Annotated in this window: 18 protein-coding genes; 15 read left to right on the top strand and 3 right to left on the bottom strand. The window is 66.6% G+C overall.

The window, feature by feature from the left end; translation table 11 throughout:
* Positions 1–5 precede the first annotated feature (5 nt).
* The 7 genes from M2282_RS23805 (at position 6) to M2282_RS23775 (ending at position 9,003) form a co-directional block, all read left to right on the top strand.
* Entirely contained in the window at positions 6–1,688 is a 1,683-nt protein-coding gene (locus M2282_RS23805; protein WP_280811236.1) for an AMP-binding protein, read from the top strand.
* On the top strand, positions 1,685–3,313 hold the full coding sequence (locus tag M2282_RS23800; protein ID WP_280811235.1) for a carboxyl transferase domain-containing protein: 1,629 nt from the start codon (positions 1,685–1,687) through the stop codon (positions 3,311–3,313). The genes M2282_RS23805 and M2282_RS23800 overlap by 4 nt, the downstream gene beginning before the upstream one ends.
* A gap of 36 nt (positions 3,314–3,349) precedes the next feature.
* Complete coding sequence (locus M2282_RS23795) at positions 3,350–4,513, top strand: hypothetical protein (RefSeq protein WP_280811234.1); 1,164 nt, start codon at positions 3,350–3,352, stop codon at positions 4,511–4,513.
* The gene (locus M2282_RS23790; protein ID WP_280811233.1) at positions 4,510–5,301 is read left to right on the top strand and encodes an enoyl-CoA hydratase/isomerase family protein; all 792 of its coding nucleotides are present in this window, start codon (positions 4,510–4,512) and stop codon (positions 5,299–5,301) included. The genes M2282_RS23795 and M2282_RS23790 overlap by 4 nt, the downstream gene beginning before the upstream one ends.
* 21 nt (positions 5,302–5,322) lie before the next feature.
* The gene (locus M2282_RS23785) at positions 5,323–5,994 is read left to right on the top strand and encodes a DUF4126 domain-containing protein (protein ID WP_280811232.1); all 672 of its coding nucleotides are present in this window, start codon (positions 5,323–5,325) and stop codon (positions 5,992–5,994) included.
* Entirely contained in the window at positions 5,987–7,990 is a 2,004-nt protein-coding gene (locus tag M2282_RS23780) for an acetyl/propionyl/methylcrotonyl-CoA carboxylase subunit alpha (protein ID WP_280811231.1), read from the top strand. The genes M2282_RS23785 and M2282_RS23780 overlap by 8 nt, the downstream gene beginning before the upstream one ends.
* Before the next feature lie 119 nt (positions 7,991–8,109).
* Positions 8,110–9,003: a DUF4349 domain-containing protein gene (locus M2282_RS23775; protein ID WP_280811230.1), complete on the top strand. Its 894-nt coding sequence runs from the start codon at positions 8,110–8,112 to the stop codon at positions 9,001–9,003.
* Positions 9,004–9,021: 18 nt separating this feature from the next.
* Here M2282_RS23775 and M2282_RS23770 read toward each other — a convergent pair whose 3' ends face one another.
* Positions 9,022–9,336 (bottom strand): EthD family reductase, encoded by a 315-nt coding sequence (locus M2282_RS23770; protein ID WP_280811229.1) that lies wholly within the window; start codon positions 9,334–9,336, stop codon positions 9,022–9,024.
* A 94-nt stretch (positions 9,337–9,430) separates the two neighbouring features.
* Here M2282_RS23770 and M2282_RS23765 point away from each other — a divergent pair, with 94 nt between their 5' ends.
* The 8 genes from M2282_RS23765 (at position 9,431) to M2282_RS23730 (ending at position 15,681) form a co-directional block, all read left to right on the top strand.
* Positions 9,431–10,351 carry a 2-hydroxyacid dehydrogenase gene (locus M2282_RS23765; protein WP_280811228.1) on the top strand — a complete coding sequence of 307 codons (921 nt, stop codon included), beginning with the start codon at positions 9,431–9,433 and terminating at the stop codon, positions 10,349–10,351.
* A gap of 141 nt (positions 10,352–10,492) precedes the next feature.
* The gene (locus tag M2282_RS23760; RefSeq protein WP_280811227.1) at positions 10,493–11,413 is read left to right on the top strand and encodes a hydroxymethylglutaryl-CoA lyase; all 921 of its coding nucleotides are present in this window, start codon (positions 10,493–10,495) and stop codon (positions 11,411–11,413) included.
* 29 nt (positions 11,414–11,442) lie between these two features.
* Positions 11,443–12,081 carry a homoserine/homoserine lactone efflux protein gene (gene rhtB / locus M2282_RS23755; RefSeq protein WP_280811226.1) on the top strand — a complete coding sequence of 213 codons (639 nt, stop codon included), beginning with the start codon at positions 11,443–11,445 and terminating at the stop codon, positions 12,079–12,081.
* Positions 12,082–12,115: 34 nt separating this feature from the next.
* Complete coding sequence (locus tag M2282_RS23750) at positions 12,116–12,604, top strand: YbaK/EbsC family protein (RefSeq protein WP_280811225.1); 489 nt, start codon at positions 12,116–12,118, stop codon at positions 12,602–12,604.
* Positions 12,601–12,867: a DUF1289 domain-containing protein gene (locus tag M2282_RS23745; RefSeq protein ID WP_280811224.1), complete on the top strand. Its 267-nt coding sequence runs from the start codon at positions 12,601–12,603 to the stop codon at positions 12,865–12,867. The genes M2282_RS23750 and M2282_RS23745 overlap by 4 nt, the downstream gene beginning before the upstream one ends.
* Positions 12,864–13,502 carry a 2-hydroxychromene-2-carboxylate isomerase gene (locus M2282_RS23740; RefSeq protein WP_280811223.1) on the top strand — a complete coding sequence of 213 codons (639 nt, stop codon included), beginning with the start codon at positions 12,864–12,866 and terminating at the stop codon, positions 13,500–13,502. Before M2282_RS23745 ends, M2282_RS23740 begins: the two co-directional genes overlap by 4 nt.
* Positions 13,503–13,689: 187 nt before the next feature.
* On the top strand, positions 13,690–15,384 hold the full coding sequence (locus tag M2282_RS23735) for an MFS transporter (RefSeq protein ID WP_280811221.1): 1,695 nt from the start codon (positions 13,690–13,692) through the stop codon (positions 15,382–15,384).
* A 150-nt stretch (positions 15,385–15,534) separates the two neighbouring features.
* On the top strand, positions 15,535–15,681 hold the full coding sequence (locus M2282_RS23730) for a hypothetical protein (RefSeq protein WP_280811220.1): 147 nt from the start codon (positions 15,535–15,537) through the stop codon (positions 15,679–15,681).
* A gap of 28 nt (positions 15,682–15,709) precedes the next feature.
* On the opposite strand, the gene M2282_RS23725 is transcribed toward M2282_RS23730, so the two are convergent.
* Positions 15,710–16,822, bottom strand: coding sequence for an ABC transporter substrate-binding protein (locus tag M2282_RS23725; protein ID WP_280811219.1), 1,113 nt, complete (start codon positions 16,820–16,822; stop codon positions 15,710–15,712).
* Positions 16,823–16,999: 177 nt separating this feature from the next.
* Positions 17,000–18,112, bottom strand: coding sequence for an ABC transporter substrate-binding protein (locus tag M2282_RS23720; RefSeq protein ID WP_280811218.1), 1,113 nt, complete (start codon positions 18,110–18,112; stop codon positions 17,000–17,002).
* Positions 18,113–18,121: the final 9 nt, after the last annotated feature.

The raw sequence follows: 18,121 nt of genomic DNA, 5'->3' as shown, positions 1-18,121 counted from the left end.
GGAACATGAGCATGACTGCTGCGTTGACCCAGAGCTACGGAAAAGGCGCCACCGACGTCTCGCTGATCGAGCAGACCATCGGCGATTTCTTCGACGACATGGTCGCTAGGCAACCCGACCGCGAAGCCCTCATCAGCCGCCACGAAGGCCAGCGCTTCACCTACCGCGAGCTGCAGACCGAATCGAACAGGCTCGCAAGCGCCCTGTTGAACCTCGGCCTCGCCCCCGGCGACCGCGTCGGCATCTGGTCGCACAACAACGCGCCCTGGGTGCTGATGCAGATCGCCACCGCCAAGGTCGGCCTGATCCTCGTCAACATCAACCCGGCCTATCGCACCTCCGAGCTCGAGTACGCGCTCAACAAGGTCGGCTGCAAGGTGCTGGTGACGATGGCGCAGTTCAAGACCAGCGACTATCTCGGCATGCTGCGGGAACTGGGCTCCAAGCGCCTGCCGCAGCTGCAGCACACCTTCTGGATCGACGGCAAGGCCGCTGCCGATGTGGAAGAGCCGGGCATGCAGCGTTTCAGCCAGCTGCTCGCAAGCGGCAACGCGAACGACCCGCGCGTGGCGACGGTGCAGAAGACGCTGAACGCCACCGACCGCATCAACATCCAGTTCACCAGCGGCACCACGGGTTTCCCGAAGGGCGCGACGCTCACGCACCGCAACATCCTGAACAACGGCTTCTTCATCGGCGAGTGCATGAAGCTCTCGCCCATCGACAAGCTCTGCATTCCGGTGCCGCTGTACCACTGCTTCGGCATGGTGCTCGGCAACCTGGCCTGCCTCACGCACGGCTCGGCGATCGTGTATCCGAACGACGGTTTCGATCCACTCACCGTGCTGGAGACCGTGCAGGCCGAGAAGTGCACCGGCCTGCATGGCGTGCCCACGATGTTCATTGCCGAGCTGGACCATCCGCGCTTCAAGGAGTTCGATCTCTCCACGCTGCGCACCGGCATCATGGCCGGCTCGCCGTGCCCGATCGAGGTGATGAAGCGTGTGGTCCACCAGATGCACCTGGGCGAAATCACCATCGCCTACGGCATGACGGAGACCAGCCCGGTGAGCTGCCAGAGCAGCACCGACACGCCGCTGGGCAAGCGCGTGGCCACCGTCGGCACTGTGCAGCCGCACATCGAAGTGAAGATCATCGATCCGGAGACCGGCGCCGTCATGCCCGTGGGCAAGTCGGGCGAACTCTGCACCCGCGGCTATTCGGTGATGCACGGCTACTGGGAAGACGAGCCGAAGACACGCGAAGCCATCGACGCCGAGCACTGGATGCACACCGGCGACCTCGCCACGATGGACGCCGAGGGCTACGTCAACATCGTCGGCCGCATCAAGGACCTGGTGATCCGCGGCGGCGAGAACATCTACCCGCGCGAGATCGAGGAGTTCCTGTACCGCCACCCGAAAGTGCAGGACGTGCAGGTGGTCGGCCTGCCCGACAGGAAATACGGCGAAGAGCTGTGCGCCTGGATCATCGTCAAGCCCGGCCAGAGCGCGACCGACACCGAGATCCGCGACTTCTGCAAGGGCCAGATCGCGCACTACAAGGTGCCGAAGTACATCCAGTTCGTCACCGGATTTCCGATGACGGTGACCGGCAAGATCCAGAAATTCAAGATCCGCGATGCCATGACCGAGCAACTCGGTCTCACGCAAGAAAAGACAGCATGAGCAAACTCGAAACCAAACTCAATGCCCGCTCTGCGGACTTCCAGGGCAATGCAGCAGCCATGCGCGCACTGGTCGACGATCTGCACGCGCAGTTCGCCAAAGTGGAGCAGGGCGGCGGCGAGGCCGCGCGCGCCAAGCACACGGGCCGCGGCAAGCTGCTGCCGCGCGACCGCGTGGCCGAGCTGCTCGACCCGGGCACGCCGTTCCTGGAGATTGCGCCGCTCGCTGCGCATGCGATGTACCTCGATGCCAAGGGCGCGGAGTCGGCGCCCGGCGCCGGCATCATCACCGGCATCGGTCGCGTGAACGGTGTGGACTGCATGATCGTCTGCAACGACGCGACGGTGAAGGGCGGCACCTACTACCCGATGACGGTGAAGAAGCACCTGCGCGCGCAGGAGATCGCCGAACAGAACCGCCTGCCCTGCATCTACTTGGTCGACTCGGGCGGCGCGAACCTGCCGAACCAGGATGAGGTGTTCCCCGACCGCGACCACTTCGGCCGCATCTTCTACAACCAGGCCAACATGAGCGCCCAGGGCATTCCGCAGATCGCGGTGGTCATGGGCTCGTGCACGGCAGGCGGTGCGTACGTGCCGGCGATGAGCGACGAATCGATCATCGTGAAGAACCAGGGCACGATCTTCCTGGGCGGCCCGCCGCTCGTGAAGGCTGCCACCGGCGAGGTCGTGACGGCCGAAGACCTGGGCGGCGGCGACGTGCACACGCGGCTGTCGGGCGTGGTCGATCACCTCGCGCAGAACGACCTGCATGCGCTGGCGCTCGCGCGTTCGGCCGTTGCGAATCTCAATGCGAAGGCTGCAGTGCAACAGCCGGCCGCACATCCGGCAGTGAACGCGCCCGCGTTTCCGCGCGAAGAACTCTACGGCGTGATCCCCACCGACACCCGCAAGCCTTTCGACGTGCGCGAGATCATCGCGCGCATCGTCGACGGCAGCGAGTTCCACGAGTTCAAGGCCCGCTTCGGCGCCACGCTGGTCTGCGGCTTCGCGGAGATCGAGGGCATGCCCGTCGGCATCATCGCCAACAACGGCATCCTGTTCAGCGAGTCGGCGCAGAAAGGTGCGCATTTCATCGAGCTGTGCTGCCACCGCAAGATACCGCTGGTGTTCCTGCAGAACATCACTGGCTTCATGGTGGGCCGCAAGTACGAGAACGAAGGCATCGCGCGCCACGGCGCGAAGATGGTGACGGCCGTGGCCACCGCCAACGTGCCCAAGTTCACCATCATCATCGGCGGCAGCTTCGGCGCCGGCAACTACGGCATGTGCGGCCGCGCGTACAGCCCGCGTTTTCTCTGGATGTGGCCCAACGCGCGCATCAGCGTGATGGGCGGCGAGCAGGCCGCGAGCGTGCTGGCCACGGTGAAGCGCGACGGCATCGAGTTGAAGGGCGGCAGCTGGAGCAAGGACGAGGAAGAAGCCTTCAAGGCGCCGATCCGCCAACAGTACGAAGACCAGGGCCATCCCTACTACGCGACTGCGCGGTTGTGGGACGACGGAATCATCGATCCGGCCGACACGCGCCGCGTGCTTGCGCTGGGCCTTGCGGCTGCGCGAAATGCGCCCATTCCAGAGCCGAAGTTCGGTATCTTCCGCATGTAAGTCGGCATTCGCCGGCTTCGAACAGGAAGTAATCCCATGGTCTCGAAATCCTTCGGTACGAGTCAGTCGAGAGTCAGCTTTTTTGTGCTTTCTGCCTGCCTGGCGGCATTGGCCATGCCCGCGTTCGCACGCGACACGCGGCTGGTGTTGCCCATCTTTCCGGTGATGCAGCAGCCGGCGACGCGCGATGCGATCGGCAACGACGTGCAGCTCCGCTTCGCAGTCGTGCCGCAGGCCAAGGCGCCGCAGGCGCAGATGCTGACGGCGCAGAGCTATGCGCGGCCTTACTCGGGCACGCAGCGCTATGCCGACGGGCGCCCGGTGATCCGCAGCGACGAGGAAACATGCCGCGAGGCGTTGCGCAATACGCTGGTGGCGCTGGTCGAGGCGGCACGGGCGCGCGGCGTGCACACGGTGACGCAGGTCGAGAGTTTTTACGACGGTGCCGTGCTGTCGACGCCCAATGCCTATGAATGCCATGCGGGCACCGGCAGCGCCGAAGTGCACCTGCGAGGCGTGGCGGGGGGTGATGCCGGCGCAGCGGCGGCGGCAAGCGCTGCGGTCGACGACATCGATGCCGTTCCGGGGCTGGACGCGGAGGGCCGTGCGGCATATCAGAAGTTCCTGCAGAACAAGCCGCCGCGGACCCTTGTCCTGCGGCAGTCTGGCGGCAGTACCTGGGTCCACTGGGCCGACGGCCTGGTGCCGCGCGACATCAGCCGGCCCTCGGATCCCACGCAGCGGGCGATGGAATATTGCACCGAGCGCCACCAGGGCGAGTGCACCGTCTACGCGGTCGATTACACCGTGGTCTATCAGAAGCCGAAGGCCGCCGCGGCCGAGCGGACTGCGGCGGCCCCAGGCCCTGCTGTCAGCCTCTACAGGTTGCCGACAGACAGCCACTTCGCCGACGTCAACGATCCCTCCCCGGTGCCCGTGCGCGAGAAAAGCAAGGATCGCTATCTGCGGTTCCTCGCCTTGCCCATGCCACGCGCCTTCGCGATCGCGGCCGACGGCAGTGCAGCCTTTGCCTCAGGCAGCGCGGCAATGGCCGATGTCCTGAACACCTGTGAGCGGGAAGGAAAGACCTGCTGGCTCTACGCCGTGGACGATCGCGTCGTGTGGCAGGCCGACCCGCACCAACGCATCGGTCGTGTCAATCAACTCTCCAGAGTCCGGCAGGACGCACGCACCCCATGAGCGATTTCGAAAAACTCGATCTCCGGATCGACGGCCCCATCGCCCGCATCTGGCTCGACCAGCCCGACGCGCGCAATGCCTTCGACGACGTGGTCATCGCCGAGCTGACGCAGGCTTTCACCCAAGCCGGCGCCGCGCCGCAGGTGAAAGCCATCGTGCTCGGCGCGAACGGCCCGGCCTTCTGCGCCGGCGCGAACCTCAACTGGATGCGCCGCATGGCCGACTACACGCGGGGCGAGAACATCGCCGATGCGGGCAAGCTGGCAGCCATGCTGCGCACCATCGCCGAGTGCCCCAAGCCCACCATCGCGCGCGTGCAGGGCGATGTGTATGCGGGCGGCATGGGGCTGGTCGCGGCCTGCGACATGGCCGTGAGCGTGGACACCGCGTGGTATTGCCTCAGCGAAGTCAAGATCGGCCTCGTGCCTGCGACCATCAGTCCCTACGTGCTGCGTGCGATGGGCACGCGCGCCTCGCAGCGCTACTTCCTCACGGCCGAGCGCTTCACCGCCGCCGAGGCGCACCGCATCGGCTTCGTGCATGAAGTGGTGGCCGCCGATGCGCTCGATGCCAAGGTCGATGAACTGCTGAAGGCACTGACCGGCGCGAGCCCGGCTGCCGTGCGCGCCTGCAAGCAACTGATCGCCGACGTGGACGGCCGCGAGATCGACGACGCGCTCATCGCAAAGACCGTCGAAGGCATCGCCGACATCCGCGCGAGCGACGAAGGCCGCGAAGGCGTGCAGGCGTTCCTGCAGAAACGCAAGCCCTCCTGGCTCGCCGGCTGACCTGCAAGCAAAGGACACACCATGGACGCGCTCGACATGCCCCAACTGCTCGCCCTGTCCGCCGCCATCGGCTGGGCCAGCGGCGTGCGCCTGTATCTCGTGGTGCTGCTGACCGGCATCGTCGGCTACTTTGGCTGGGTGCCGCTGCCGAGCGGGCTGCAACTGCTGGCGCACCCCGTGGTGATGGCGGCCAGCGGCTTCATGGTGTTCATCGAGTTCTTCGCCGACAAGATTCCCGGCCTCGATTCGCTCTGGGACGTGGTGCACACCGCGATCCGCATTCCCGCCGGCGCGGCGCTCGCGGCCAGCGTGTTCGGTGCGGACCATGGCGTGATGGCCATCGTGGCCGCGCTGCTCGGCGGCAGCTTCGCGGCCACAGCGCATGCGGCCAAGGCCACGACGCGCGCGGCCATCAACACCTCGCCCGAGCCGTTTTCCAACGTGGGCGCTTCGCTGGTCGAAGACACGATGGTGCCGGCCGGGCTGTGGCTTGCGGTGGCGCATCCGCTCGTCTTTCTCGTGCTGTTCGTCCTCGTGCTGGTGCTCAGCGTGTGGCTCATCCGCAAGAGCTGGCGTTTTCTGCGCGCGCTGTTCAGCCGCGTGGCCCGCATCTTCAGCGGGCGGCCCGATCCGGGCGTCGTGCCTGCGTTTCAACTGAAAAAGAATCCTCCGGGAGACACTCCGAATGTTTAAAAAGATCCTTATCGCCAACCGTGGCGAGATCGCCTGCCGTGTTGCTGCAACTGCGCGCCGCATGGCCATCCGCACGGTCGCCGTGTATTCCGATGCCGACGCGCATGCCAACCATGTGCGCGCCTGCGACGAGTCGGTGCACATCGGTGGCAGCGCACCCAAGGAAAGCTACCTGCGCTGGGAGCGGATCCTCGAAGCCGCCAAGGCCACGGGCGCCGAAGCGGTGCACCCCGGCTACGGCTTCCTGAGCGAGAACGAAGAGTTCGCGCAGGCCTGTGCTGACGCGGGGCTGGTCTTCATCGGCCCGCCGCCCTCGGCGATCAAGGCGATGGGCCTGAAGGCCGAGTCCAAGCAGTTGATGGAAAAGGCCGGCGTGCCGCTGGTCCCCGGCTACCACGGCCACGACCAGGACCCGGCGCTGCTGCAGCGCGAGGCTGATCGCATCGGCTACCCGGTGCTCATCAAGGCGAGCGCGGGCGGCGGCGGCAAGGGCATGCGCGCGGTCGATAAGGCCGCGGACTTCGAGGCGGCGCTCGCTTCGTGCAAGCGCGAAGCCATCAACAGCTTCGGCGACGACGCGGTGCTGATCGAGAAGTACGTGCAGCGCCCGCGCCACATCGAGATCCAGGTGTTCGGCGACACGCAGGGCAACTACGTCTACTTGTTCGAGCGCGACTGCTCGGTGCAGCGCCGCCATCAAAAGGTGCTCGAGGAAGCGCCCGCGCCCGGAATGACCGAGGCGATGCGCAAGCAGATGGGCGATGCGGCCGTGGCGGCCGCGCGTGCCGTGAGCTACGTCGGCGCAGGTACGGTCGAATTCATCGTCGAGCAGCGAGAAGGCGGCGAGATGAACTTCTTCTTCATGGAGATGAACACGCGCCTTCAGGTGGAGCACCCGGTGACCGAAGCGATCACCGGCCTCGACCTTGTCGAATGGCAATTGCGCGTGGCTTCGGGCGAAGCGCTGCCCGCCAGGCAGGCGGACCTGCAGATCCACGGCCACGCCATCGAAGCGCGCATCTGCGCCGAGAACCCCGACAACAACTTCCTGCCCGCCACCGGCACGCTGCGCGTGTACCGCAAGCCGCAGGCGACCGCGTTCCAGCGCAGCCGGGTGCGCATCGACGACGGCGTGCGCGAGGGCGGCGAGATCTCGCCTTTCTACGACTCGATGATCGCCAAGCTCATCGTGCACGGCAGCACGCGCGCCGAGGCGCTGGCCCGGCTCGATGCGGCGCTCGCGCAGGTGCAGATCGTGGGCGTGGCGACCAACGTGCAGTTCCTGCGAGGCATTCTCGCGACCGAATCGTTCTCGAAGGCGAATCTGGACACCGCGCTGATCGAGCGCGAGCGCGCCGTGCTGTTCGACCGCGAGGCGCTGGGCCTGCCGGTCGCGGCCGCCGCCGCGATCACGCGCACGTTGATCACCGAGTGGCCCGCGAAGATGCCCGATCCCTTTGCCCGCCGCGACGGCTGGCGCGCGCTCGGCGAATACCGCCGCCATTTCGACTTCGAGTTCCGCGGCGGCGATCAGACGGCCGTGCTGACCTACAAGCGCGACGGCGGCCTCTGGCTCGAAGCCGGCGGCACGGCCGGGCCGCTGGTCATCGGCCAGTTCCCGACGGGCGAGTTCGAGGTCGAGTTCGCCGGCTCGCGCCAGACGCTCGACGTGCACCTGGACGGCGCCACGGCCCACGTGTTTGCCGCGAAGGGCGCCACGAAGATCACCGCCATCGACCGCCTTGCCCATGCGGGCGACACGCAGGCCGAAGGCGGCCGCCTCACCGCGCCGATGCCCGGCAAGGTCGTGTCCTTTGCGGTCAAGGCCGGCGACAAGGTCAGCCGCGGCCAGCCGCTGGCGGTGATGGAGGCCATGAAGATGGAACACACCATCGCAGCGCCCGCCGATGGCACGGTCGAGGAACTGATGTTCTCGCCCGGCGAGCAGGTGGCCGAGGGCGACGAATTGTTGCGAATGGCCACGGCGACGGTTTAACCCCGTTGCGGGTTCTCGCCCGTATCAGCTGCGGTAGTCATCACTTCAAGGGATCTTTCATGACGCATCGCACGCTCTTCGTTTCGCCCCGTCTCGCCCGTCGCCGTACGGGCGTTGCAATGCTGACACTGGCAGCCGCGCTCGTGCTGGCCGGTTGCAAGCGCGGCGAGGTCGCTTCGCTCGACGCCGCACCGCCGCCTGCCCCCATGTCGGCGCCTTCGGGTTTTGCGGGCGGCATGGCGATGAAGAGGGAGCAGTCGCTCGCCGCGCCGCAGGTCGAACAAGCCGCCGCCGACGCGGGCCAGTCCCAGCAGGCGCCGCTGCAGCGCTATCTCGCGGTGCGGCAGGACCTGAACGTCGAGGTGCCGCCCGAGCAACTCGCCGATGCCTGGGGCAAGGTGCGCGACCTCTGCGGCAGGCTGCAGTGCGAGCTGCTGTCGTCTTCCCTGCTGCGCGAGACGCCGCAGCAGCCCGGCAACGCGATGCTCGAGATGCGCGTGGCGCCGGCCGACGTCGACAAGCTGCTCAGCGGCCTCGCGGGCGTGGCCAAGGTGGTGTCGCAGAACACCACCAGCGAAGACAAGACCGCCGAGGTGATCGACGTGGAGGCGCGTATCAAGAACCGTGTCGAGTTCCGTGACAGCCTGCGGCTGATGCTGCGCGACACGGTTACCAAGCGCACCATGGCCGACCTGCTGGCGATCCAGCGCACGCTGTCGGATACGCAGGCCGAACTCGATGCCATCGCCACGCAGCGCAAGGTGCTGGAGCAACAGACGAGCAAGCAGCACATCCAGATCCAGTTCATGCCGACGCGCACGTTGTCGCAGGGCGGCGGCAGCTACAACCCGATGATGCGTGCGCTGCGCGAAGCCGGCTCGGTGCTGGCGGAGAGCGTGGGCGTGCTCATCACTTTCCTGGCGGCGGTGTTGCCGTGGCTGTTGCTGGTGGGGTTGCCGCTCGCGTGGCTGGTGCGCGTGATGTGGCGTCGTCGCCGCGCGAAGGCGGCGTGAGCGAGGGGCGGTGAGCGATCAGCCCACCACCACTTCGCTGATCTGCATCACCGGTGCGATGTCGGTGTAGTTCCTGACGTCGCCCAGGATCTCCTTGGCATGCGGACTGAAGGCGCCCTGGAAGGCTTCGACCGATTCGCAGAACACGTGGCACATGCCGACGTACGTGGGCGGCGTTCCGGGGGCGCCGCCGGCCAGGCCCTTGTCGATGGTGTACGAGAGGCAGGCATCGCCCATGAGGGACTTCAGCAGGGGCATGTGCTTGTCGCGGTAGTAGGCATGGTCGAAGCGGGCATCGGCCGCATAGGGATACATCACGCTGACTTTGATCATGGGGTCTCCTGGTGGGATGAGGTGAGGTGCGAGAGGCGTTCGAGCATAGCCATCCGGCTGCGCCGCGTCAGCGGCCTCACTAAGATCCGTCCCCATGCGAATCACCGTCTACCTCACCGACAACCGCCCAGACCCCTGGATCGAGGGCCTCAAGGCCGAACTCCCCGATGCCGTCATCGAAGCCTGGAAGCCCGGCGCGCCGCAGGCCGACCATGCCGTGGTGTGGGCGCCGCCGCAGGAATTCATCGACCAGCAGCCGCAGTTGCGCGGCATCTTCAACATCGGCGCGGGCGTCGATGCGCTGCTCAAGCTCAAGGTGCCGGCGCACACGCGCATCGTGCGGCTCGACGATGCGGGCATGTCGGTGCAGATGGCCGAGTACGTGTGCCACACGCTCATCCGCCATTTCCGCGAGTTCGACGTGTACGAGGCGGATGCACGCGAAGGCAAGTGGAGCTACCGCAAGCCGAAGCTGCGGCGCGATTTTCCGGTCGGGATCATGGGGCTCGGCGTGCTGGGCGAACGTGTGGCCAAGGCCGTGGCGCAGTTCGAGTTCCCGGTGCTGGGCTGGAGCCGCTCCCCCAAGGCCATCGATGGCGTGCAGGTGTTCAGCGGCGAGGCGCAGTTCGATGAATTCCTTTCGTCCACGCGCGTGCTGGTCAACCTGCTGCCGCTGACCGAGGCCACGCGCGGCATCCTGAACCGCAAGACGCTGGGCAAGCTGAGGCCAGAGGGCTATCTCATCAGCATCGCGCGCGGCGGGCATCTGGTCGAAGACGACCTCATCCCGATGCTCGACGCCGGCGAACTCGCGGGCGCGACGCTCGACGTGTTCCAGGTCGAGCCGCTGCCGGCCGACCACGCCTTCTGGCGCCACCCGAAGATCACCGTGACGCCGCACGGCTCGGCGCGCACGCTGCGCGAGGAATCCATCATCCAGATCGCCGGAAAGATCCGCGCGATGGAAGAGGGGCTGCCGATCAACGGCATCGTCGATCCCGTGCGCGGTTACTGACGCCGGGATGCGCCTGGCGCCATTTGCAACCCCGCTGGCGCGCATTGCTACCTTCCGGAACTTGTGTACCAGGCAGGGTGTTCCCAGGTGTCCGACAATCGAAGGCGGCTTTCCATCCTCCCGCGACACAAGAGACATCCCATGAAACTCCCCACCCGCGTCCAGCTCGTCGACGTCGGCCCGCGCGACGGCCTGCAGAACGAGAAGCAGCCCGTCTCGGCCGAAATCAAGATCGGCCTCGTGCACCGCCTGCAGGATGCGGGGCTCAAGGAAATCGAGGTCACCAGCTTCGTCTCGCCCAAGTGGGTGCCGCAGATGGCCGACAACGCCGAGGTGATGCACGGCATCACGCGCAAGCCGGGCGTTCTCTACTCGGTGCTCACGCCCAACATGAAGGGCTTCGAAGCCGCCATCGCCGCGCCGCGCGCGGAATGGCCCGACGAGATCGTGGTGTTCGGCGCCGCGAGCGAGGCCTTCAGCCAGAAGAACATCAACTGCTCGATCGCCGAGAGCATCGAGCGCTTCGCGCCCGTGGTGGCAGCCGCGCTCGAGAAGGGCATCCGTGTGCGCGGCGCGATGTCGTGCACGGTCGGTTGCCCTTATGAAGGCGAGATCGCGCCGGCCAAGGTGGGTTACCTCGCGCAGCTGATGAAGGGCATCGGCGTCCAGCGCGTGGACGTGGCCGACACCATCGGCGTGGGCACGCCGCGCAAGGTGCAGGCGGCCATGGAGGCCACGCTGGCGCACTTCGATGTGGCCGCCATTTCCGGCCACTTCCACGACACCTACGGGCAGGCGCTGGTCAACACGCTGGCGGCGCTCGAATTGGGCGTGTGGAACTTCCAGTCGTCCTCGGCCGGCCTCGGCGGTTGTCCGTATGCCAAGGGCGCGACGGGCAATGTCGCGACCGAGGACGTGGTCTACATGCTGCACGGCATGGGCATCGAGACCGGCATCGACCTGGACAAGCTGATCGACGCGGGCGTCTACATCAGCGAGGCGCTGGGGCGCGAGCCGAACTCGCGCGCATCGAAGGCCATCCGCACCAAGCGCGCTGGCTGAAGCAACAACACACACGCACAGGAGTTTTCGTGGACCTGCATGTCTGGCTTGCATTTCTGGTGGCCAGTTGCGTCATCGCGGTTTCGCCCGGTTCGGGCGCGGTGCTCAGCATGAGCCATGGCCTGAGCTACGGCGTGCGGCGCACCACGGCGACCATCGTCGGACTGCAACTGGGGCTGGCCGTGATCCTGCTGGTGGCGGGGCTCGGCGTGGGCGCGGTGCTTACCGCCTCTGCCACCGCGTTCACGGTGATCAAGGTGGTCGGTGCGTGCTACCTGCTGTGGCTGGGGTGGCGCCAGTGGCGGGCACCCGTCGCAAAAGCCGAGGGCGACGCGGCGCAAGCCACGAGCGAGCCCGATCTCTCCGCACGCCAGCGCGTGCTGCGCGGCTTTCTCACCAACGTGACCAACCCCAAGGGCATCGTCTTCATGGCCGCCGTGCTGCCGCAGTTCATCCAGCCGACGCGTCCGCTGTGGCTGCAGCTGCTGGTGCTGCTGGCCACGACGGTGATGGTCGACGTGACCGTGATGCACGGCTACGCCTGGCTGGCCGCGCGGCTGCAGGGCGTGCTGCGCAGCGTGCGCGCCCGGCGCGCGCAGAACCGCGTCTTCGGCGGTGTGCTGATGGCGATGGGCGCGTTCCTGTTCATGTTCAAGCGCAACGCCTGAGGGCGCGCGTTCTTCTTCTTGTAGATTCGAATCCATGTGCGGCTCTGAACTCCACTCCCTCCCCGAAGGCGTCCAGCGCGTCTCCCGCGTGCTGCAGGACGCCGGCCATCCCCATTCCCCGCGCATGCTCGACGACGCCTGCCGCACCGCGCAGCAGGCGGCCGATGCGCTGGGCATCGCGGTCGGGCAGATCGCCAAGAGCATCATCTTCCGCCGCAAGAGCGACGACGTGGCGGTGCTGGTCATCACCTCGGGCGACAAGCGCGTGGACGAGAAGAAGGTCGATGCGCTCGTCGGCAAGACCGGCCGCGCCGACGCCGAGTTCGTGAAGGCGCGCACCGGCTTCACCATCGGCGGGGTTTCGCCGGTGGGGCATGCGACCAAGCCGGTGGTGCTGATCGACCGCGAGCTGTTCCGTTTCGAGGAGATCTGGGCTGCGGCAGGCCATCCGCATGCGGTGTTCCAGCTCAGGCCGCAAGACCTCGAAACGCTCACCGGCGCGCCGGTGGCGGACGTGGTTTGAACTTCGCGGAAGCCGAGACGCTGGCCACGCGCGCCGTGGCCGTGCGGGAACTGGCCGAAGACGTGCCTTCCCCCTGCACCTCGGTGTGCCGAATGGACCGCCTGAGCGGCTTCTGCGAAGGGTGCCTGCGCACCATTCCGGAGATCGCGGGGTGGAGCAAGATGGAAGACGACGCGCGGCGCCACGTCTGGCGCGCGATCGAGTTGCGCGCCCGGGCCGGCATCTGGCGCATCCCCGAACCCTCCGGAGACCACGACGCATGAAGCACATCGATTTCTATCTCGACTTCATCTCGCCTTACGCGCACCTCGCGTTCGAGCACCTGCCAGAGGCGCTCGAGGGGCTGAGCTACAGCGTGGCCTACAAGCCGGTGCTGCTCGGCGCGCTGCTCAAGCAGCATGGCCAGCTCGGGCCGGCCGAGATTCCGTCCAAGCGCAGCTGGACCTATCGGCATGTGCTGTGGCTCGGGCACTCCAACGGCATCCAGATCGAGATGCCGGCCTCGCACCCCTACAACCCGCTGCCGCACCTGCGGTTGGCGGTGTCGACGAGCGACGACGGCAGCATCAGCCGGCTCGCGGCCGAGACCATCTTTCGCAACGTGTGGCGCGGCGGCGAAGAAGCCGGCGATGCCACGCGGCTCGCCGCGCTCACTGCGCAGCTGGGGCCGAAGCGCGAAGCGGGCAGCGAAGAGAGCAAGGCACTGCTCAAGCGCAACACCGACGAAGCGCTCGCGCTCGGCGTGTTCGGCACGCCCGCCTATGTGGTCGACGGGCGCCTCGTCTGGGGCTTCGACGGCCTCGCGATGCTGCGCTCGTACCTGTCGGGCGATGCGTGGTTCGACGGTCCGCAATGGGCCGGCGCAGACCAGCGCCCCTCCTTGCTGCGCAGCAAATAGCGTGTGAGGACAAACCCGCGGAGGGTTTCGATTTCTTACAAGCTGAAACGCGCACCGCGGGTTTCACCTTAATCCGTAAGCATCGGTTCAGTTTCGCGCAAGTCTCGGGTCAGTCACGCCTCCAAGAATGCCTCACGGTCCCGAATATCGGGCGCCGCATGAACGCAAACACACAGGAGACGACGCAATGGCCGCCACACTAGATTCACGGGGAGTGCCGCACCCGGCCCCCCGGCCCATGTCCTCGGAGGAGAAGAAAGTCATCTTCGCCTCCTCGCTCGGCACCGTGTTCGAGTGGTACGACTTCTATCTCTACGGTTCGCTCGCGGCGATCATCGCCAAGCAGTTCTTCAGCGGCCTGGATGCGGGTGCCGCCTTCATCTTCGCGCTGCTGGCGTTTGCGGCCGGTTTCCTGGTGCGTCCGTTCGGCGCCATCGTGTTCGGCCGCCTGGGCGACATGATCGGGCGCAAGTACACCTTCCTGGTCACGATCCTGATCATGGGCCTGTCGACCTTCATCGTCGGCCTGCTGCCCAGCTACGCGACCATCGGCGTCGCGGCGCCGGTGATCCTGATCGCGCTGCGCATGCTGCAGGGCCTGGCGCTCGGCGGCGAGTACGGCGGTGCAGCCACCTATGTGGCCGAGCACTCGCCGCACGGCAAGCGCGGTGCGTACACCTCGTGGATCCAGACCACGGCCACGCTGGGCCTGTTCCTGAGCCTGCTGGTGATCCTGGGCGTGCGCGAAGGCCTGGGCGAAGCGGTCTTCAACGACTGGGGCTGGCGCGTGCCGTTCCTGGTGTCGATCCTGCTGCTGGGCATCTCGGTGTGGATTCGCCTGTCGCTGTCGGAGTCGCCGGCCTTCCAGAAGATGAAGGCCGAGGGCAAGACCTCGAAGGCGCCGCTGTCCGAATCGTTCGGCGAGTGGAAGAACCTGAAGATCGTCATTCTTGCGCTGGTCGGCCTCACTGCCGGGCAGGCCGTGGTCTGGTATTCGGGCCAGTTCTATGCGCTCTTCTTCCTGACGGCACAGCTGAAGGTCGATGCGACCACGGCCAACCTGATGATCGCCGCGGCGCTGCTGCTGGGCACGCCGTTCTTCGTGATCTTCGGCACGCTGTCGGACAAGATCGGCCGCAAGCCGATCATCATGGCCGGCTGTCTGCTGGCCGTGGTCACCTACTTCCCGGTCTTCAAGATGCTGACCGAAGCCGCCAATCCCGACCTCGCCCGTGCGCAGGCCACGGCCGGCGTCACGGTGACGGCCGACCCGGCCTCGTGCTCGTTCCAGGGCAACCCGGTGGCCCGCGAGATCGACTTCAAGAGCTCGTGCGACATCGCCAAGCGCTACCTCGTGCAGAACTCGGTGAGCTATGAGAACGTGGCCGGCGCGCCGGGTTCGAAGGCCGTCGTGAAGATCGGCGACAAGAGTGTCGAGGCGCCTGTCGGCAACGTCGTGAACCTCAAGTTCGACGAAGGCTCGGCCAAGGAAATCGCCGCGTTCAAGAAGGGCGTGGCCGAAGACCTGAAGATCGCAGGCTACCCGGCCAAGGCCGACCCCGCGAAGATCAACAAGGTGCTCACGGTGCTGCTGCTGTTCTGGCTGGTGCTGCTGGTGACCATGGTCTACGGCCCGATCGCCGCGATGCTGGTCGAGATGTTCCCCACCCGCATCCGCTACACCTCGATGAGCCTGCCGTACCACATCGGCAACGGCTGGTTCGGCGGCCTGCTGCCGACCACCGCCTTCGCCATCGTGGCCTCCACCGGCAACATGTACAACGGCCTCTGGTACCCGATCATCATCGCGGGCATCACGCTGGTGATCGGCACGCTGTTCATCCGCGAGACGAAGGACGTGGACATCTACGCGAACGACTGATCGCACGCATCGCACACATTTGCATGTGCGAGAGGAGGGCTGCGGAAGCGGCCCTCCGTTCAACAAAGGGGCTTCATGCCATCCAACGGCATGAGGCCCTTTTCTTGAACCCCCGCCATCCTCACTCATCCCCTCCAGGAGACAGCACCCATGTGGAAACTCGCCGTCGGCTTCGTCATCTTTGCCGCCATTGCCCTGTACGTGATTTCGAAAGCCGGCGACAAGATCGACATGTCGGGCGAGAAGCATGGCGGCGACACCACGCACGAGCCAGCGCCTGCCGCGGCGCCCAGGTAGGCAACCAAGCAGGACGGCGAGGGCGCGATCAGCGCTTGAAGCGTCCTTCGCTCACGATCGACAGGTCGACGTAGTCGATGCCCGAGTGGTCCGTCGGCGAGTAGCTCACATCGAGCCCGCCGCCGATGTCGTACTGGAAGCTGTTGAGCGTGGCGATGAGCTTCGCGCGCGTGGGCTTGGGGCCCGTGCGGCGCAGCGCTTCCACCAGCACCTTGGTGGCGACGAAGCCTTCGAGCAGCGCGGGCGACAGGTCGTTCTGGCCCCTGGCCTTGGCAAGCGCCAGCGCTTCCTTGATCAGCGGATGGCCGAACGAGCGCTCGTAGGGCAGCACCTGCGTGACGATCACGCCCGCGCTCGCTGAACCCAGTTCCTTGATGAAGCCGGAGGCGGCGTTGTTCGACAGCGTGATGATCTGCGCCGCCGAGCCCGCGGCCCGCAGCGCCTTCACGCCATCGGTCACCGCGGTGCCCGAGCCGATCCACAGAACCGCCTGTGCGTTGGCCTTGGTGAGCTGGGGCACGATGCTCGCGAAATCGGGCTTGTTGCGGTCGGCCAGCGCCAGCACCACCGGCTTCAGGTTCGCCTTCTCGAAGCCCTTGTTCGCGCCCTCCATCGCGTCCTTGCCGAAGGAGTCATCGGCCTGGACCACCGCGATCCGCTGGATGCCGGTGGTGTTCAGGTGCTGCACCGCCTTCTCGGCCTCGCGCTGGTAGGTCGAGCGCACGTTGAAGATGTTCTTCTGCAGGGGCTTGTGCAGCGCCATCGCCCCGGTCGAGGGGCCGACCAGCGCCACGCCGTACTTGTCGAGCAGCGGGATCACCGCGATGGTGTTGGGCGTGCCGCGGTTCAGCAGCAGCGCGAGGACCTTCCTGTCCTCGATCAGGATGCGGGTGTTTTCGAGCGAACGCTTGGCATCGAGGCCGTCGTCCAGCCGGATCACCTCGATCTGCTCGCCATGGATGCCGCCCTGTGCGTTGACCTGGTCGATCAGCAGTTGCGAGCCGAGGATCGTTTCCTTCACGCTGGCCGCCACCGGGCCCGAAAGGTCGGCCGACTGGCCGATCAGGATCTGGGCCGACGCCCCGGGAGCCCCCGCTGCCAGGAGGAGCGCGGCGGCGCAGGACGCGAACATCGTCTTCATTGAACAAAGCCTTTCCGCGAGCCGGACGGCCCATGTCAGAAGATGTGTAATGTGTTGCTTTGAGTGACAGTTTCTTGCTCGTGCAAACCCTGTCAAACCATTGTTTGCAGATTGCCAAAAGCAACGGCCCGCGGGAGTGCCGCGGGCCGTGGAGAAGAGATTCCGGAAGGGCGCGGCTCAGCGCTTGAACCGCCCCTCGCTGATGATCGCCAGGTCCGCGAAGTCGATGCCGCTGTGGTCCTGCGGCGTGTAGCTCACCTCCAGCCCGCCGCCGAGGTCATAGCTGCGGATGCTTTCCAGCGCCGCCAGCACCTTGGCCCGGCTGGGTCTGGGGCCCGCGCGGCGCAGCGCCTCGACCAGCACCTTGGCCGAGGCGAAGCCCTCGAGCGCGGCCGGCGAGAGTTCCGCCTGCCCCTTGGCCTTGGCCAGCGCGAGCGCTTCCTTCACCATCGGCTGGCCGAGCGAGCGCTCGTTCGGGAACACCTGCGTCACGATGACGCCCTTGCTTGCATCGCCCAACTGCTTGATGAAGCCCGACGACGCGTTGTTCGACAGCGTGACCACCTGCGCCGCCGAGCCCGACGCGCGCAGCGCCTTGATGCCGTCGACCACGGCGATGCCCGAGCCGATCCACAGCACCGCCTGCGCGTTGGCGTCCTTGATGGCCGGCACGATGGCTGCGTAGTCGGGCTTGTCGCGGTCGGCGGGAATGGTCACCGTCGGCGTGGCCTTGCCCTTGGTGAAGCCGGTCATCGCGCCTTCGAGCGCGTCCTTGCCGAACGAATCGGTCACGTAGACCACCGCGATGCGGGTGAGGCCGATGGTCAGCAGGTGCTGCACCGCTTTTTCTGCCTCGCGCTGGTAGGTGGCGCGCACATTGAACACATGCTTTTGCAGCGGCTTGTGCAGCACCATGGCACCGGTGGAAGGGCCGATCAGCGCCACTTCGTTCTTGTCGAGCCACGGGATGATGGCCTGCGAGTGCGGCGTGCCGCGGCTCATGAAGAGCGCCACCACCTTCCTGTCCTCGATCAGCGTGCGGGCGTTGTCGCTGGCGCGCTTCACGTCGAAGCCGTCGTCCATGCGGATCACCTCGATCTTCTCGCCGTGGATGCCGCCCTGGGCATTGGCCGCGTCGATCACCAGCTGGGCCCCGCCGATGGTCTCGTTCACGCTCGCGGCGACCGAGCCGGTCATGCCGGTGGTCTGGCCGATGAGGATCTGGGCCGACGCGCCCATCGCGGTCCACGCCAGCAGGGCGGCAGTGCAAAGCGCGCGGGTCTTCGTCATGGAAGAAGC

This window comes from Variovorax boronicumulans (genome assembly GCF_029892485.1).
Classification (GTDB): domain Bacteria; phylum Pseudomonadota; class Gammaproteobacteria; order Burkholderiales; family Burkholderiaceae_C; genus Variovorax; species Variovorax boronicumulans_B.
This window is presented reverse-complemented; position numbering and strand designations above follow the sequence as displayed.

What these genes read in the sequence shown, in the direction of transcription:
- M2282_RS23805 (WP_280811236.1), top strand. Translation starts at nt 6, where the DNA reads ATGAGCATGACTGCTGCGTTGACCCAGAGCTACGGAAAAGGCGCCACC.
- M2282_RS23800 (WP_280811235.1), top strand. Translation starts at nt 1,685, where the DNA reads ATGAGCAAACTCGAAACCAAACTCAATGCCCGCTCTGCGGACTTCCAG.
- M2282_RS23795 (WP_280811234.1), top strand. Translation starts at nt 3,350, where the DNA reads ATGGTCTCGAAATCCTTCGGTACGAGTCAGTCGAGAGTCAGCTTTTTT.
- M2282_RS23790 (WP_280811233.1), top strand. Translation starts at nt 4,510, where the DNA reads ATGAGCGATTTCGAAAAACTCGATCTCCGGATCGACGGCCCCATCGCC.
- M2282_RS23785 (WP_280811232.1), top strand. Translation starts at nt 5,323, where the DNA reads ATGGACGCGCTCGACATGCCCCAACTGCTCGCCCTGTCCGCCGCCATC.
- M2282_RS23780 (WP_280811231.1), top strand. Translation starts at nt 5,987, where the DNA reads ATGTTTAAAAAGATCCTTATCGCCAACCGTGGCGAGATCGCCTGCCGT.
- M2282_RS23775 (WP_280811230.1), top strand. Translation starts at nt 8,110, where the DNA reads ATGCTGACACTGGCAGCCGCGCTCGTGCTGGCCGGTTGCAAGCGCGGC.
- M2282_RS23770 (WP_280811229.1), bottom strand. Translation starts at nt 9,336, where the DNA reads ATGATCAAAGTCAGCGTGATGTATCCCTATGCGGCCGATGCCCGCTTC.
- M2282_RS23765 (WP_280811228.1), top strand. Translation starts at nt 9,431, where the DNA reads ATGCGAATCACCGTCTACCTCACCGACAACCGCCCAGACCCCTGGATC.
- M2282_RS23760 (WP_280811227.1), top strand. Translation starts at nt 10,493, where the DNA reads ATGAAACTCCCCACCCGCGTCCAGCTCGTCGACGTCGGCCCGCGCGAC.
- M2282_RS23750 (WP_280811225.1), top strand. Translation starts at nt 12,116, where the DNA reads ATGTGCGGCTCTGAACTCCACTCCCTCCCCGAAGGCGTCCAGCGCGTC.
- M2282_RS23740 (WP_280811223.1), top strand. Translation starts at nt 12,864, where the DNA reads ATGAAGCACATCGATTTCTATCTCGACTTCATCTCGCCTTACGCGCAC.
- M2282_RS23735 (WP_280811221.1), top strand. Translation starts at nt 13,690, where the DNA reads ATGGCCGCCACACTAGATTCACGGGGAGTGCCGCACCCGGCCCCCCGG.
- M2282_RS23730 (WP_280811220.1), top strand. Translation starts at nt 15,535, where the DNA reads ATGTGGAAACTCGCCGTCGGCTTCGTCATCTTTGCCGCCATTGCCCTG.
- M2282_RS23725 (WP_280811219.1), bottom strand. Translation starts at nt 16,822, where the DNA reads ATGAAGACGATGTTCGCGTCCTGCGCCGCCGCGCTCCTCCTGGCAGCG.
- M2282_RS23720 (WP_280811218.1), bottom strand. Translation starts at nt 18,112, where the DNA reads ATGACGAAGACCCGCGCGCTTTGCACTGCCGCCCTGCTGGCGTGGACC.